The sequence below is a fragment of the Paenibacillus sp. FSL K6-1230 genome (assembly GCF_038002385.1).
Taxonomy (GTDB): domain Bacteria; phylum Bacillota; class Bacilli; order Paenibacillales; family Paenibacillaceae; genus Paenibacillus; species Paenibacillus massiliensis.
Genome location: NZ_JBBOCK010000001.1, coordinates 1,927,458 through 1,943,495 on the forward strand (window position 1 = coordinate 1,927,458; position 16,038 = coordinate 1,943,495).

Consider the following 16,038-nt stretch of genomic DNA (forward strand, 5'->3'; position numbering starts at 1 on the left):
ACCATAATGCGATTGAATACTAAGACTATTGGAGGGTGAAGAGGGTTTGGCGAGAACAAGGTATATCATAGACAAGCAGCAGCAGGCGATCTATGATGGCGACGCAATTATCTCACGAACCGGAAGGCCGCTTGCGAGCATGGAAGAGCTTGAGCGCATGTTGCAACAGGAAGAGGCTCAGGACATATTCATCTGCAGTTATCAGACGAATGATGTCGCACAGCTGGAGCATACGCCTTTTCAAGAGGTTACTTTGAAGTGGGATACAGCCTATAAGCACCATATCTGCTTGTCCGATGAGGCTGATCTGACGGAGTTCCCGAGCGGCTACTGTTACTTTGTCGAGCTGTGGGAGCGTGACGCTGGAGGCATCATCGTGGTGCTGTATTACTGCCACTAGAGTGGCAGCGTTCATCAAGGAGGATGAGGTAATTGGATTCACAAATGAGCTCGGGTGCACCTAAGCATAGGCCAGTCGCCTTGATTACAGGTACGTCCAGTGGCTTTGGGCTGCTGACTGCCGTCAGGTTGGCCAGTATTGGCTATCAGGTAGCTGCGACGATGCGAAATACGGCTAGAGCGGGGGAACTGATTACTCTGGCACGGGAAAAAGGAGTTGCCGATCGAATACATCTTCTTCCATTGGATGTGACCGATAGCGAGACCATTCAGCAGGCAGTAGCCGAGGTGCTTGGACGCTTTGGACAGATTGATGTGCTAATAAATAATGCAGGCTTCGCCTTGGGCGGCTATGTGGAGGAACTGACGCTCACCGATTGGCGGGAGCAGATGGAGACGAATTTTTTCGGACTTGTAGCGATGACAAGAGAGGTACTGCCTCATATGAGACGGCGTGGCAGCGGCTCCATCATCAATGTCAGCAGTGTGAGCGGACTGGTGGGATTCCCAGGTTACGGGCCCTATGCAGCCTCCAAGTTCGCCGTCGAGGGCTATAGCGAAAGTCTCCGTCATGAGATGGCACCTTACGGGGTGAAGGTCGTCATCGTGGAGCCTGGGGCATTCCGCACGGCGATCTGGAACAAGGGGCTGGGACGAATCCGCATGGCCCAAGACTCACCTTACCGGGACAGGTTAAATGCCGTGCTGAGCTACTCCAGACAAGCTGCGAAGACAGCGCCTGATCCACAGCAGGTGGCGGACCTGATTGCACGGATTGTCTCCAAACGATCCCCTCGTCTTCGTTATGCGGTGGGCCAAGGGGCCGGATTGATGCGCTGGGCAAAAGCTATTTTACCCTGGAAGTGGCTGGAGCTGATCATTGCCAGAGCGTTACGTTAAGGTATCCTCGTACTATGTCGTATGATCTTGGCGACACGGAGGGATTCGCTTACGAGGATATGCACCACATCTATGCCACTCCATAGCCCTAGTTGCAGAACAAGAGGTAGCAATTCAGTGCATTACAGCTCCCACCAGATGGCTGCTGGGGCGTAGCGGGCCACAATATGCTCCAGCTGTAGCTTGAGCTCGCGTGCTTGCTTGCCTCCAGTATGGAAGAGTAACAGAATGTATGCTTCTCCAGCAGGAACGATGTCCAGCGGTGTGCTAGGGTGATCAATCTGTATATTCAAGACATGAGGCCACTCAGGATAGTCATCATTCCATAAGATAATCTCCCCATGCTCGTAGGTTATTCGATAGGCAGCATGAAATTCTGCTCTTAGCTCTTCATAGATCCGTTCAATTAGCTGCTCATGTTGATTGCTGTCTATAGTTGTGTCGGCATCGACTTGTGGAAGCTTGATTCCATATTCCCAGCCCATAGGTTTTCCTCCTTACAAAATGAGCCTGTTTAAAGCCGTATGTTCAGGCTCAGCATCCTTAACTGTATCTGCATCCGTAACTTGGAATACGGCTCATTAGCTCATTTTTATATTGTAGTAGAGTGGTTGATGATTGGAAAGGCTTGTGGACAGACGGTGATATCCTTGCTATAATCCTGTTGATAATGATACTCATTACCAATTTAATAAGGCAGGAGAGAAGACTGTGCACGTGCATTCAATTCGAAAATGGGCCATGCTCATGTTAACATTTATGCTCGTTGGTGTGTTGGCCGCATGCAGCAATGCAGCTACATCTTCATCAACAGGCTCAAGCGATACAAGCGAAACAGCAAGCGGCAGCGAGGGTGGCCAATCCGAGACGATTACTTATCAGACCTCGAACGGAGAGGTTCAGCTTCCCCGCAATCCCCAGCGAGTGGTAGAGGTAGCGGATAGCTATGTTGGACATCTACTGGTGCTGGGCATCAAGCCCATCGGCGTGAAGCAGCAGGCGCTGGAGAATCCATATTTTGAAGGAAAGCTGGACGGCGTTGCCGACCTGGGGGACGGACAGTCCTTCGAGAAGATTCTGGAGCTACAGCCGGATCTGATCATTGCGCCGGGCTGGCTTGACGCAGCAGTGATTGAGAACTATTCGAAGATTGCCCCAACTGTGGCGATCAAGTATGGCGAGCTGCCATTGCGTGAGCAACTACGTGAATTCGGTAAAATCACGGGCAAGGAAGCCGAGGCTGAAGCTTGGATCACGTCCTGGGACAAGAAGATCGCTGAGGTGAAGCCAGAAGTGGAGGCAGCTGTCGGTGATAAGACGGTATCGATTCTCCAGCCTTATGCCAAGGGAATCTATGCCTTCGGCCATAACTTTGCCCGCGGCGGAGATATACTGTATGGTGAATTTCACCTGAAAGCACCCCCGCTGATTCAGAAGGAAGCCATTGATAGTGGTCAGGGCTGGGCGGATTTATCCATGGAGAAGCTGCCGGATTATGCAGGTGATTATATTTTCACCAACGCTTGGAGCGGTGATGATGCAGATCCATCAGCAGTGTATGAGAGCAGTGTGTGGAAGGGTCTCCCTGCCGTGCAGAAGGGTATGGTGTTCACAACGAACCGCAAGGGAGATCTGTTCAACGATCCAGTGTCGCTAGAAGCCCAGCTTGAATTCATACTGGATCGCCTGCTGGAGCGCAAATAGATACGCTGAGTTAAGTAACTCTGCTTTTGTGGGAAGCATAACGATATGACCATTATTTAGTTGATACAGGCTGTTCAAAGACAAGACCGTTCTTACGTAGAGCGGTCTTTTTTTGCACATTCTATGTGGAAGTTCTACGGGCTAGCTGCTTGGATAAGTCGGTGGTGAGCGATTCTTTTCGTAGACCGAATAATGGACCGTTCTGTGATATGTTATAATAAATCCATCTGAAAAGCGGAGGAGCTATTATGACAATAGGATCACAAAAAGATATTGATGGTCTGAAGGAAATAGGCAGAATCGTTGCACTGACGATTCATGAAATGAAAAATCACACACGTCCCGGAATTACGACAAAGGAATTAGATGATATTGGGGGGCAGTTCTTGGAGAAGCATGGGGCCGTACCAGCACCCAAGTCAACCTATAATTTCCCTGGCAACACTTGTATTAGTGTTAACCGTGAGGTTGCCCACGGAATACCAGGAAATCGAATCATTCAACCGGGGGACTTGGTCAATATTGATGTCTCGGCGGAACTGGGAGGCTATTATGCGGATGCGGGCCATTCTTTTCCGATCGCTCCATACAACCCGACATTAATGCGTTTGTGTCAATACACACACGATACGATGATGAAGGTCATCTCATCGCTCAAGCATGGAGTCAAGTTGAACGAGATCGGCAGAATTATTGAAAGTGAAGCTAAAAAAGGCGGCTATAACGTCATTAAGAATCTATGTAGCCACGGTGTAGGAAAATCTCTGCATGAAGCCCCAACAGAGATTTTACCTGTATATAACAAGCACGATAAAAGGACTTTGAAAGAGGGGATGGTCATTACCATTGAGCCCTTCTTATCCACTGGTGCAGGGTATGTGGATGAGCAACCGGACGGATGGACATTATGTGTACCCGACAATAGCTTTGTGGCACAGCATGAGCACACGATTATCATTACAAAGAATCAGCCAATGATTGTGACCGCAGTATAGGGCATCCGAATGAGTCCATGCTGTCGAGGCACGTAAATTCAATAATACAGCGGCAGTCCAGGACGTAGCTATCTCGTTCTTGACGGTCGCTGTTTTGATTTTCTGGGCGTATTCCCATATTTTATCGTCTATAGGCAATCAGCAGATGGTACACTTGGAGCATGACAGGAAAAGGAGTGGAGCTGATGAAGCATCGAATCACAAGCTTTCCGCGTTTAATGTACATCATGCGGTCCATACTGCCCATGAGGATCATCAAGTCCATAAAACAGTCGATGAAGCCCATTATGACCATGATGGCCCAACCTACGAAGCCCATGATACCTATAAAGTCGTTCAAATATACCGCGTGCATCGTATGGGGCTTGCTGGTCTTGAGCCTGCTGGCGGGCTGCACTGCTGATGAGCCGCAAGCTGAGCGACATCGTGGGAACGCCACGATGACCAAGGCCGAGCTGCAGGAGGCAGAGCATTATGTGCAGCAGCAAGGCTATACAGTTGTTGATTATGAAGACATGGGTTATGAGTATACGCTGGAACGCCCTATGCTTACCGAGCTTCCCTACGTGCAGTATTGGAGCATACTGAAGGTGGAGCCCCTAGATTATATCGGTCAAAAGATTCGCACAGTCGCCTTCACGGTAACCAATCATCCACTGGATGAGATGAAGGGCAATAGCAGACATCAGACATTCGTCTCTATTATGCTGTCGGAGGGTAAGGTAATCGGCGGGTACAGCTAGCCAGATTATGATGAACCACATGTCGGCTCTGTATATAGTCTTCAGGGCGAGACGTTGGAAGAGATGACGGATATGACATTTGCTGAATGGACGAAGGACTGGAAGCTGAAGTATAAGTAGGCTTGATATAGTAGGCTTGATATTTTTTTTGAAAAAGGGGCTGCTACTCATGAATGGAAAGGTTGTCTTGGCCGGCGGTACAGGCTTCATTGGACAGTATTTTGCACAGCGATGGCAAGAGCAGGGATATACCGTGAAGATCATCTCCCGGCAGGAAGGACATATTTCCTGGGATGACACAAATGGAATAGTTGCTGCGCTAGAGGGAGCAGAGCTACTGGTGAATCTGGCGGGCAGATCGGTGAACTGCCGCTATAATGAGCGTAACAAGGCAGAAATCCTCAATTCTCGGACAACGACGACAGAGAAGCTTGGCGCTGCGATCGCAGGCTGTGAGAAGCCGCCACCTGTATGGATCAATTCGAGCACGGCTACAATCTATCGACATGCAGAGGATCGGCCCATGACGGAGGAGCATGGGGAGTTGGGCAGCGGCTTCTCTGTGGAAGTAGCCAAGGCATGGGAGCATGCCTTCTTCTCATGCGATTGTCCTGATACACGACAGATTGCACTACGAATCTCGATTGTGCTGGGCCCAGACGGTGGTGTGCTGGGACCTTATCGGAATTTGGTGAAATGGGGCCTGGGAGGTCCACAAGGCTCGGGTAAGCAGATGTTCAGCTGGATTCATGTGGAGGATCTGTATCGGATTGTCCGGTTCCTGCAAGATCATGAGCAATTGGATGGAGTATTCAATTGTGCTTCTCCGCAGCCTGTCTCCAACACACAATTGATGAGAGAATTACGCTCTGCACTGGGGGCACCCATCGGATTGCCGGCTCCTGCCTGGCTTCTGGAAATGGGGGCTGGTCTGATTGGTACTGAGACAGAGCTGATTCTCAAGAGCCGTTGGGTTATTCCTGAGCGATTGGAGCGAGCAGGGTTTGCATTCACATATCCCACGCTGAAGCAGACCTTGAAGGACATCCTGTAAGAGCAGGCTACGATATTGTGAGTGAAGTATAACGATATCCGCCTGATACGTATTGGCATGACAATACAGCAAGAGTATAGTAAAGGATGGAGCAAGAATGGAAGCAGGAATTGGATACAGGTACAAGTACAAGTACAAGTACAAGGAGTAGGTATAGGTATAGGTATAGGTATAGGTGCAGGTGCAGTGTGTACTTGGATTTGTCCTGCCTGGTTGGGAGATGAGGAAGTGATATTGGTAAGTGCTTGTCTGGCGGGGCACAAGGTACGGTATAACGGTTCAGATTGTCTGGAGGATCAGCTGGAACGATTGGTGCAGACTGGACAGGCCGTTACGGTCTGTCCTGAGTTACTGGGCGGCTTTACGACACCAAGGCCTCCGGCTGAGATCGTTGGGGGCAGCGGTCTGGATGTGCTGAACGGCACAGCGAAGGTAATGGACAAGACCGGAGCGGATGTAAGCGAGCTGTACATTCAAGGGGCGATGAGGACGCTGGAGATAGCCAAGGAGCTTGAAGCTAAGCTGGTGGTGCTTAAGGAGTATAGTCCCTCTTGTGGAACGAAGCAGATCTATAACGGACTGTTCAGTAGCGAGCGGATTGCAGGCAGCGGCGTAACAGCAGCCTTGCTTATTAAGGAAGGAATAGAGGTCATGTCGGAGACGGCGTGGCTGGAATTGGAGGAAGTATGAGAGAACCTGTATTTTACGGCGCAGTTCATATCTTGTTCTACCGTGCGCCTGATGAAGTATTGTTATTGTTAAGACAAAATACTGGCTTCGCAGATGGAAGCTGGAGTGTGGTAGCAGGCCGGATTGACGGTGGTGAAGAGGTCAAGACTGCTGCCATTCGGGAGGCGAGAGAAGAAGCAGGCGTACATATAGAACCAGAGGAGCTAGAGCTTGTGGGCGTTTACCATCGTAAAAACACACGCAGTGAGTGGATCGACTTTTACTTGATTGCCCACAGCTGGAGTGGAGAGATTGTGAACTGCGAGCCGCATAAGTGCGGGGAGCTGCGCTGGTTCCGACTGAGCGAGCTGCCGGAGAACACGGTTCCGTACATTCGTAATGCTCTGCTCAAGAATCATGAGCAATTGTGGTTCGAGAGTGTAGGCTGGAGCTAGACGGCTCGAATTTGAAAAGGCAGGAAATGAAGAAGGTAGACTGGAACTAGGATGAAAGTCAGCATAGCAGACGTAGACAAGCTATAGCCTTGGGTAAAATCTGAACATAAGTAACAGAGCCGCTCGTGGTCAACATGAGCGGCTCTGTTACGATCTACGCTAAATTAGTCGCGTATACTGTCCTGGTGCATTCTTTCCTGTTACCCGTCCTGCTAATACTCTTACCGGCAATTAGTTTATAGTCACAACTAGTTGGTAGTTACAATGATCGCGTTGCTAATCTGACGACCTGGTGTCGTGAGGTACTTACCGTTGTAATACAGGCCGCTGGATGCTCCGCCATCCAGGTTCATGGCTTGGTAAGCACCCGCTTGCTTCATAATCTCTGCGAGCTGCGGAATAGTGGCTCCCCCGGTTGTCAACAGAATAAGCTTGTGATCCTTGGTAATACCCAGCGCGCTTCTGGCTCCACCGCCTGTCAGTATTTTCGGGTCCTTGAAGCCCTCTCTCGTGACGTCGATGGATACTTTACCATTGGTTACAAGACGGGGGCCCGCCTGCAGGGCGCCTTCCATGGTTCCTTGCTTAAAGCGCTCGTTGAATTCCAGACCAGGAATCAGCTCAGCCAAGTGATTTTTATCGTACATGAAGATCGTTCTTCGGTCTCCGGAGCTTGCCTTCAGCACCTCGCCACCGCTAACAATATAGCCGTACGGGGTCTTGAAGGAGCTAGTGGTGTAGGCATCGAAAAAGGTACCGTTAATTGCTACCACAGCTTGATTAGCTTTGGCAATCTGCTTGAGGTCCTGTACCTTGCCGACCGTATTCCCTGCCAGAGCTACATCGAGCTGAACCTTCGGATGGAGCAGTGATACCGTGACGATCTGAGTCGAGAAGCTGCGTGAGCCAACCTTGAAGGTTCGTGCGGAGCTCTCGACAGGCTTGGAGGAAGACAGCGCACTCGTACCTTTGATGAACGGCAGCGTAGTCTTGTGCTCACCGGATTGAATACGGACAGAGGAAGTATCCTGATTCCACGTAATAGCAAGTCCTAGCTGCTCCTTCATGAGCTGTATAGGTACGTATGTATTCCCTTGCTCGGTGTATGGGGCACTTGGCAGCGCAACACGCTCCTGATTTACTAGGGCTGTCTTACTTCCTATCGTAAGGATTATTTCTTTGTCTCCCTTGGTGATATGGATCTGCTTACTGGAAGCATCATAGCTCATACTCATTCCATCGAACCCATTCAGGAGCCGAATCGGAAGGTAGGAGCGGTTCATATCATCCATAATGACGACCATTTTGGGTGGGGCGGCTGCGTAAAGTGGAGTGGCTGCCAAGCTTAGTACAAGTACGGTAGCGGTCAGTATGCGTAAGGGTAGTAAGAGGGCTAGGCGGCTTGTTTTGCGTATTGGCCCATTCTGTGTTGTTGCGGCATTTCGCTGTAGCCATGATCCCTCCACTTGGGCAGGCTCCGCTGATTTGTTCAGGTATAGGGAAGGCTTCGAGTGCTGGAATATTCCCAGGTGTTTTAGTCGTTCTAGTCGCTTGCGTTGCTTCAAAAAGTGCTGCATCATTCCAAAAGTCCCCTTTTATATAGTAAAGATCTCTATTTAATATCGGGTAAGAGTGACCAGAATTGAATGTTAGCGAAAGGGAGAGATTCATATGTACATCGCATCAGACATCACACAAGCCGTGTCCCAAGAGTGGCTGCAAGCATGGGAAGCGGAGCAGGGACTGAGACTGCCTGACTCGTATAGCCAATTTATACAGACCTTCGGTCCAGGCACCTATCGCGGGCTGCTTCAGGTGGAGCTACCGGATGAGGACAGACTGCGAGAATTCGCGGATTATGAGCTGTGGGAGCATCCTGAGGAGGGGCCGATCACTCGTGAGCAGATTCGGGACTGCTGTGTGCTGGCCAGTACGATTGATGGTGACTTCATTGCTGTGAGTCGCCATGTGGAAGGGCTGCTGTGGTTCCCTCGTCATGCGGATGAGATCCGTGTGCTGTCTGTAATGAAGGGAGATTTCACCCAATCCATGGATCACTGGCTCGGAGCGTTCTATCCACAGGCTGACCCGGAGCGGTACTATGAGCCTTGGCAGGAGCAGGGCCAGCACGAATTCTATCTGATGGATGCAGAGAAGGGGGCCTTGAAGAGCTTTGCTGAGACACTGAGAGCTACCTTTGCACCAGAGCTGTGTGTGGAAAATGAGTACACCTGCAAGCTCTTCTACCGCGCTATAGGGGGCTATGTCAGATTCAACTATGCCTACGGGCGTGAGGTAGCTGTAAGCTATGCGCTCCCGGGAGAGCTGCTCTCGAACATAACGAGCATGGTGGTGGAGCACGGGGGAGAGCGTGCCTCGGAGTAGCTGTTAATAGAAGTAAATGATACAGCAGTAGCTTGTTTACACAAGCCAATCTGGGGCGAGCTATGACAAAAAAGGAAGGTTCTAGACTATACCAAATCATGCTACGATGGGAAAGATTGCTGGACCTGACACTGGAATGAGGCCAAGAGATTGCAGAGAGGAGGCTGCCGAATGCCAGCAGGGGTGTTGAATACCAGAATATTTCACCTGTCGGTGTGGATCGCGCTGCTGACTGTATTTGTGTTCCCAGGTAAAATTCCTAGAGAGGGGGCCGCTCGTGCGGAATTCGGATTTCCCTTCACCTTTTTGACGGAATACCGCCTGCGCCCCAGTGATAGCGAATGGTTTATTCATAATTTGAGTATTAATTTGCTCAGTTATTTCCTGAATGTCATGATTATCTATGCCATCCTTCATGGCCTATGGTTACTGAAGCGTAAGTGGACGGAAGGAACGAGGGGCACGGATCATGAGTGCTAGGCCTTTCTTTTTTTGAAGGCGTTCTCGACAATCAGATCATTTATCTGTGGGATACAGCGTTGGTGATAACTGAAGCATTCGGGAGACATTCCCCGTATGAGGAGTAGGCTAGGAGGCCCGCTCCGTTTTTTCGTGCTATAGAACGTTTGTATATCAGGAGATTTTTGAATATACTTACATTGTTTGTATTAGGTCTTATTTTCCATAATAATGCTTCCTGCGTAATAAGGTTCTCGAAGACCGAATGCATCGAGGGGAGCAGAGACGGCATCAAGTTCGAACTAACATCTCAGGCTATGCAGATCATACACAGATGACAAGGAGGTTGCTTATGCAACAACTAAGAATCGGCATGATCGGGTACAAATTCATGGGAAAGGCGCACAGCAACGCTTATCGCAGTCTGCCAATGTTTTTCCCGGAGGCCGTGTATCCACGGATGTCCGTTATTTGCGGACGGGATGCAATGGCTGTGCAGCAGGCAGCAGGTCAGTTAGGCTGGGACGAGAGTGTGACCGATTGGAGAGAATTGGTTGCTCGGGATGACATTGATGTCATTGATATCAACGCGCCCAGTGACGCACACAAGGAGATTGCACTGGCTGCGGCAAAGGCTGGCAAGCATATCTTCTGTGAGAAGCCACTTGCGCTGAATCTGGCGGATTCGCGGGAAATGCTGGAGGCAGCTGAGCAAGCAGGCGTCAAGCACATGGTGGGGTTCAACTATCGGTTCTCACCTGCCGTCAAGCTGGCCAAGAAGCTGGTACAGAGTGGAAGGCTCGGCAAGCTGTATCATTTTCGGGCCTGGTTTCTGCAGGACTGGATCCTGGACCCTGAGTTCCCGCTGGTGTGGCGGTTACAGAAGGATGTAGCTGGCTCAGGCTCGCTCGGTGATCTCGGAGCACACCTGATTGACCTGGCCCATGATCTTGTCGGGGATATTGAGGAGGTCGTAGGCATGAGTGAGACCTTCGTCAAGGAAAGACCACTTGCCAGCGAGATGACAGGCTTGAGTGCCAAGGCTGGACAGAGCAAGGACGCACCTCGGGGGCCCGTCACAGTCGATGATGCGACATTGTTCATGGCTCGATTTGAAAACGGTGTCATCGGTAGCTTCGAAGCGACTCGCTTTGCCGCAGGACACCGATCAACGAATGCGTTCGAGATTAATGGGAGCCTCGGCAGTGTGCGATTTGACTTTGAACGGATGAATGAGCTGGAGGTATACTTTACCTCGGATGACGAGGATGTACAAGGCTTCCGGCGGGTACTGGCGACGGACCCTGCGCATGAGTATGCCAGTAGCTGGTGGCCTCCAGGCCATACGATCGGGTTCGAGCATACCTTCATTCATGAAATGCTGGAGCTGACTTCAGCGATTCGCGAAGGGCGCCAGCCTGAGCCGAACTTCCGGGACGGTGTGAAGTGTCAGGCTGTGCTGGAGGCGGTCGAGAAGTCGGTTGCGGAGAAGCGCTGGGTACGCATTGCTGATATGTAATTGAAGCTTGATCATTCACACCTACTCATCATTCCATATCATCACACGTATTAGATAATGAAGCAGCCCCGATGCTGAATGCAGGGTGGGGTGCGCAAGGAGTCTACTGTCGTTGTAATCTTGGATGCCCATGGCAAGCGGCAGAAGCTGCTGCTACCCATGAGGCGAGGAACTGAATTGATCAAGGGAGGCGGTCTTCATGAAGAAAGCGCTCATTGTGTGGGGAGGCTGGGACGGACACGAACCGGAGAAGGTGGCCAATATATTTGCCCGCATGCTGCGTAAGGAGCAATTCGAGGTTGAGGTGTCTAATACGCTTGAGGCTTTTGCAGATGCAGAGAAGCTGCTGGGATTGGATCTAATCGTACCGGTCTGGACGATGGGGGAGATTGAGCAGGAGCTGGTGAACAACGTGTCTGCAGCCGTACAGCACGGTACGGGACTTGCAGGCTGTCATGGTGGGATGTGCGATGCATTTCGCAAAAATGTAGATTGGCAGTTCATGACAGGTGGGCAATGGGTTGCTCATCCGGGGAATGACGGCGTGCTCTACACGGTGGAGATCAAGCAGAGCTCAAGTCCTCTGGTGACGGGATTACAGGATTTCACTGTACAGTCAGAGCACTATTACCTGCATGTGGACCCTGCGGTCGAGGTGCTGGCTACGACACGATTCCCCGTGGTGGACGGACCACACCGGCTGAACAAGGCTGTTGATATGCCTGTCGCCTGGACGAAGCGCTGGGGCGTCGGGCGTGTCTATTACAATTCCCTGGGGCATCATGCGGATATCGTGGAGATTGCACAGGTCAAGGAACTGATGCGGCGCGGCTTCTTATGGGCAGCCGAGGGCAAGGAGCTGACTCAACAGGCAGGTAAGTCGTCCGGAGCCTCTGCTTCAGGCGCATATACAGGCATGGGAGATAGCCAATAACGAGGCGGAGGAGTGCTGGGCTATGGGAAGCGAAGCAAGTAGCAGAAGTAATGATAGTAACAGAAGCAAGCTGAGAGCAGGCATTATCGGCTGCGGCAAGATCAGTGGCATATACATGGAAAATGGTAATAAGTTCAGCTCTATGGAGCTGACTGCTTGTGCAGACCTTGATCTGCAGCGAGCCAAGGAGCAAGCGGAGCGTTACGGCATTGCTAAGGTCTACTCCCCAGACGAGTTACTGGCCGACCCCGAGATCGACCTGATCATTAATCTGACCATTCCTGCCGTGCATGCCGAGATTAATCTCAAGGCATTGGAGGCCGGGAAGCATGTCTATGTGGAGAAGCCGCTAGCCGTGTCGTTGGAGGAAGGACGTCAAGTACTGGACCTGGCCCGTTCGCGTGGTCTTCTCGTCGGCTGTGCTCCAGAGACGTTCATGGGAGCAGGCATTCAGACGGCGCTGCGTCTGATTGAGAGCGGTGCAATCGGGCGTCCTGTGGGTGCCACGGCCTTCATGATGTCAGGTGGCCACGAGGGCTGGCATCCAGACCCGGAATTCTATTATGCGGCAGGCGGCGGGCCGATGTTCGACATGGGTCCGTATTACCTGACAGCACTGGTACAGCTGCTAGGCCCGATTCGGAGTATTGCCGGGATGACTGGCGCAGCCTTGGAGGAACGTACCATTACTAGCGAGAAGAAGCGTGGGCAGAAGATTCCGGTGGAGATCCCGACACATGTAACGGGGCTGCTGCAATTCGAGTCCGGCGCCATCGGCACCATGATAACGAGCTTCGACATCTTCGGAGGCAGCTCACTGCCGCGTATGGAGATCTATGGTACAGAAGGATCACTGGAGGTGCCGGACCCGAATACATTCGGCGGGCCTGTCCGTTATCGCAGACGGGGTGAACGAGAATGGAGCGAAGTACCGCTGGTAGAGGGGTACACAGAGAATACGCGTGGTATCGGTCCGGCTGATCTGGCTGCTGCCTGGCTGAATAAACGTCCGCATCGGGCCAGCGGCGAGCTGGCATACCATGTGCTGGAGGCGATGTGGGCATGCCATTATTCCTCGGATCGCCAGGCCTTTTACGAGATGGAGAGCAGCTGTACACGGCCAGCACCGCTGCCACTGGAACAAGAGCTGTACACGCTGGATTAGATAGAGCATAGGCAATGTACTAACCTTGCATGGGTTGCTCCTGCAAGGTTTTTTTCTGGATGGATGTGAGCGAACAGGTGTCCTCACCATGTGAGCAATATGATAAATATTGCACAGTCAATGCTTACATTATAAGCTAAGGATGGAAGATGAAAGAGATCGTAATGACCAAAGGATGAGTGCTGGTGAGAAATGGTAGGCAACGTTTGCGTCTGCAGACAACGATTACGCTGATGGTCTGTTCTGTATTGGCACTGGTGCTGCTGACAGTCTATGTGATGTTCAACATGAAGATTACCGAGCTAACCCGGGAGGATCTGGAGGAGAAGGCCATTTCAATTGCTCGTACGGTATCGAGGACCCCAACAGTCCAGCAGGTAATGTCGGGGCAAGGGGATGCTGCAGCGATCCAGCCCTTCGCCGAGGAGATTCGTGTACTGAACGGCGTGCAATTTGTTGTGGTCATGAATAGGGAAGGAATCAGACTGTCTCACCCAGAGCCTGAGCGAATCGGCAAGCACTTTATGGGTGGGGACGAGGTTGAAGCGTTGAAGGGTAGGGAGCATATATCTATCGCAAAAGGAAGCATGGGGCCTTCGGTTAGGGCCTTTGCCCCCGTCATTGTAGATGGAGAGCTGCTTGGAGCTGTGGCTGTAGGGCTGTCGATGGATGCTGTCAATTCGGCGGTTGCACATAATCGCTGGATTATGTATCTGGGACTTCTGATTGCTGCTGTTCTTGGGATCTCAGGTGCTGTACTGCTGGCTCGTAGACTCAAGCGACTGATGCTCGGAATGGAGCCTGATGAGATTGCGAAGCTGCTGGAGGAGCGAAGCGCAATGCTGCAGTCCGCCAAGGAAGGGATCATTGCTGTTGATTCTGCAGGGACCGTTACGCTGATTAATGCGGAGGCCAAGCGACTGGTAGGTGATGCCAGAATAGAAGAAGGACAGAATTCTCGTGAGCTCAGCCCACTCTTACGAATGGATCAGGTACTGGATAGCGGGCAGGCTTTGAATGATATGGAGATCGAACAGGAAGGCCTGACCTTGCTGGTCAATGTCGTTCCTGTCACCGTGCATGGCCGGATTGAGGGCGCTCTTGCAACCTTCCGGGACAAGACCGAGATCGATATACTCATGGAACGACTGTCGGGTGTATCCTTATATGCGGAGGCCTTGCGTGCACAGACTCATGAATTCATGAACAAGCTTCATGTCATGGTCGGGCTCACACATATGCGCCGTTATGATCGACTGGAGGAGTACCTTAACGGTACCGTCAAGCATTTTCAGTCTGAGGCGGGAATGCTGGTCAGACAGGTCAAGGACCCAGTTATGGCAGGGTTCCTGCTAGGGAAGCTAAGCCGAGCACGTGAGACGGGAGCTCAGATGACCATTATGGACGATGGAATACTGCCGGAATGTGCTGATGAAGAGACCTCACGTGAACTGGTGACTATTGTAGGTAATCTATTGGAAAATGCGCTTGAGGCTGAAGGTGGCCCAGAAGACAAGGAGATTGCTGTCGGCTTCGTGCATCGAGATCAGGAACTCGTCGTTACCGTCCGTGATAACGGGGCAGGCATTCCGGAGGATATCATCAAGCGGATGTATGAGCAAGGCTTCTCGACGAAGGGACAGGACAGAGGCATTGGCTTGTATCTGGTGATGCGCAGCGTCAAGAAGCTCGGAGGTCGATTGAGCTGTCAGAGCTCAAGATTAACAGGAACGGAATTTCACGTAAGGATTCCATACAAAGCGAGGGTACAGGGGGAACCATGATCAAAGTGCTAATTGTAGAGGATGACCCGATGGTCGCCGAGATGAATAAATTCTATGTGGAGCAGGTTGAGGGCTTCCAGGCCGAGGATTGGGCGGAATCCGCCGAGCGTGCACTTGAGCTACTGGAATCAAGGTCTTATGATCTTATCCTACTCGATATTTACATGAAAGGAAGCAGTGGGCTTGAGCTATTGTCGGATATTCGTGGTCAGGCACTGGCAGCCGACGTGATCGTCATCTCGGCAGCCAGTGACAAGGAGAGTATTCGCCAGGCGCTACGTGGCGGTGCCGTCGATTATCTGATCAAGCCGTTCCAGTTCAACCGCCTGCGTTCGGCTTTGGAGCAGTATCGCGAGCGTTCGATGCTGTTCACCGGTTCAGATACGCTCGCCCAAGCTGAACTGGATTCTCTAACGAAGGTCGCCAAGGACACGACCCGAAGTGCCCCGTTATCCAAGGGCTTCACGCGGCAGACTCTGCAGGCGGTATGGAGAGCCATTGAGGCGACGACTTCCGAATGGTTCACTAGCGAGGAGATCGCCTGTAGCGCTGGAATCTCGCGTGTATCGTCCGGCAAGTATCTTGCGGAGCTACAGGACATGGGGGTACTGGAGATGGACTTCAGTTATGGAACGGTAGGAAGGCCCGTGCAGAAATACCGCATGACCGCAGAGGGGCCTACGAGGATCAGCAAATACTTGTAAAAGCCCTTGTACATCTCGCAGTTGCTCGGAACACTAAAGGTACAGCAGCTATACAAAGAAGTTATTCAATGATCCCATAGTCACACAATAGAGGGAATAGTCATTTTGATAACGTTTACTTTAATAACTTTAATAATTCATTGATTATTTACATAACAACAAAAGCGCT

At 51.3% G+C, this 16,038-nt stretch carries 17 protein-coding genes; 15 read left to right on the forward strand and 2 right to left on the reverse strand.

Going from position 1 to position 16,038, the window contains the following annotated elements; all coding sequences use genetic code 11:
• The first annotated feature begins 46 nt into the window (after positions 1 to 46).
• Positions 47 to 400: a hypothetical protein gene (locus MKX74_RS08515; RefSeq protein ID WP_341178075.1), complete on the forward strand. Its 354-nt coding sequence runs from the start codon at positions 47 to 49 to the stop codon at positions 398 to 400.
• A gap of 32 nt (positions 401 to 432) precedes the next feature.
• Entirely contained in the window at positions 433 to 1,299 is an 867-nt protein-coding gene (locus tag MKX74_RS08520; RefSeq protein ID WP_341178076.1) for an SDR family oxidoreductase, read from the forward strand.
• A gap of 122 nt (positions 1,300 to 1,421) precedes the next feature.
• Here MKX74_RS08520 and MKX74_RS08525 read toward each other — a convergent pair whose 3' ends face one another.
• Positions 1,422 to 1,784 carry a hypothetical protein gene (locus tag MKX74_RS08525; RefSeq protein ID WP_341178077.1) on the reverse strand — a complete coding sequence of 121 codons (363 nt, stop codon included), beginning with the start codon at positions 1,782 to 1,784 and terminating at the stop codon, positions 1,422 to 1,424.
• Between the two features lie 226 nt (positions 1,785 to 2,010).
• Between MKX74_RS08525 and MKX74_RS08530 the strand changes: the two genes are divergently transcribed.
• From MKX74_RS08530 to MKX74_RS08555, 6 genes are all read left to right on the forward strand, one after another.
• Positions 2,011 to 3,003 (forward strand): ABC transporter substrate-binding protein, encoded by a 993-nt coding sequence (locus MKX74_RS08530; RefSeq protein WP_341178078.1) that lies wholly within the window; start codon positions 2,011 to 2,013, stop codon positions 3,001 to 3,003.
• Positions 3,004 to 3,251: 248 nt separating this feature from the next.
• Positions 3,252 to 3,998, forward strand: a complete 747-nt coding sequence (map, locus tag MKX74_RS08535) for a type I methionyl aminopeptidase (RefSeq protein ID WP_341178079.1) — start codon at positions 3,252 to 3,254, stop codon at positions 3,996 to 3,998.
• Positions 3,999 to 4,159: 161 nt separating this feature from the next.
• Positions 4,160 to 4,741: a hypothetical protein gene (locus MKX74_RS08540; RefSeq protein ID WP_341178080.1), complete on the forward strand. Its 582-nt coding sequence runs from the start codon at positions 4,160 to 4,162 to the stop codon at positions 4,739 to 4,741.
• 169 nt (positions 4,742 to 4,910) lie between these two features.
• Positions 4,911 to 5,795 (forward strand): TIGR01777 family oxidoreductase, encoded by an 885-nt coding sequence (locus tag MKX74_RS08545; RefSeq protein WP_341178081.1) that lies wholly within the window; start codon positions 4,911 to 4,913, stop codon positions 5,793 to 5,795.
• A gap of 228 nt (positions 5,796 to 6,023) precedes the next feature.
• Positions 6,024 to 6,485: a DUF523 domain-containing protein gene (locus MKX74_RS08550; RefSeq protein ID WP_341178082.1), complete on the forward strand. Its 462-nt coding sequence runs from the start codon at positions 6,024 to 6,026 to the stop codon at positions 6,483 to 6,485.
• Entirely contained in the window at positions 6,482 to 6,919 is a 438-nt protein-coding gene (locus tag MKX74_RS08555; RefSeq protein ID WP_018885780.1) for an NUDIX hydrolase, read from the forward strand. Before MKX74_RS08550 ends, MKX74_RS08555 begins: the two co-directional genes overlap by 4 nt.
• 248 nt (positions 6,920 to 7,167) lie before the next feature.
• On the opposite strand, the gene MKX74_RS08560 is transcribed toward MKX74_RS08555, so the two are convergent.
• Positions 7,168 to 8,499: a phosphodiester glycosidase family protein gene (locus MKX74_RS08560; RefSeq protein WP_341178083.1), complete on the reverse strand. Its 1,332-nt coding sequence runs from the start codon at positions 8,497 to 8,499 to the stop codon at positions 7,168 to 7,170.
• A 91-nt stretch (positions 8,500 to 8,590) separates the two neighbouring features.
• On the opposite strand from MKX74_RS08560, the gene MKX74_RS08565 reads away from it, so the two are divergent.
• From MKX74_RS08565 to MKX74_RS08595, 7 genes are all read left to right on the forward strand, one after another.
• Positions 8,591 to 9,304: an SMI1/KNR4 family protein gene (locus tag MKX74_RS08565; protein ID WP_341178084.1), complete on the forward strand. Its 714-nt coding sequence runs from the start codon at positions 8,591 to 8,593 to the stop codon at positions 9,302 to 9,304.
• Positions 9,305 to 9,475: 171 nt separating this feature from the next.
• Positions 9,476 to 9,784, forward strand: a complete 309-nt coding sequence (locus tag MKX74_RS08570) for a hypothetical protein (protein ID WP_018885777.1) — start codon at positions 9,476 to 9,478, stop codon at positions 9,782 to 9,784.
• Positions 9,785 to 10,115: 331 nt separating this feature from the next.
• Positions 10,116 to 11,282: a Gfo/Idh/MocA family protein gene (locus MKX74_RS08575; RefSeq protein ID WP_341178085.1), complete on the forward strand. Its 1,167-nt coding sequence runs from the start codon at positions 10,116 to 10,118 to the stop codon at positions 11,280 to 11,282.
• Between the two features lie 199 nt (positions 11,283 to 11,481).
• Positions 11,482 to 12,216, forward strand: coding sequence for a ThuA domain-containing protein (locus MKX74_RS08580; RefSeq protein ID WP_025681623.1), 735 nt, complete (start codon positions 11,482 to 11,484; stop codon positions 12,214 to 12,216).
• 22 nt (positions 12,217 to 12,238) lie between these two features.
• Entirely contained in the window at positions 12,239 to 13,381 is a 1,143-nt protein-coding gene (locus MKX74_RS08585) for a Gfo/Idh/MocA family protein (RefSeq protein ID WP_341178086.1), read from the forward strand.
• Positions 13,382 to 13,566: 185 nt separating this feature from the next.
• Complete coding sequence (gene dcuS / locus MKX74_RS08590; RefSeq protein WP_341178087.1) at positions 13,567 to 15,165, forward strand: DcuS/MalK family sensor histidine kinase; 1,599 nt, start codon at positions 13,567 to 13,569, stop codon at positions 15,163 to 15,165.
• The gene (locus tag MKX74_RS08595; protein WP_341178088.1) at positions 15,162 to 15,869 is read left to right on the forward strand and encodes a response regulator; all 708 of its coding nucleotides are present in this window, start codon (positions 15,162 to 15,164) and stop codon (positions 15,867 to 15,869) included. The genes dcuS and MKX74_RS08595 overlap by 4 nt, the downstream gene beginning before the upstream one ends.
• The last annotated feature ends 169 nt before the right edge of the window (positions 15,870 to 16,038 follow it).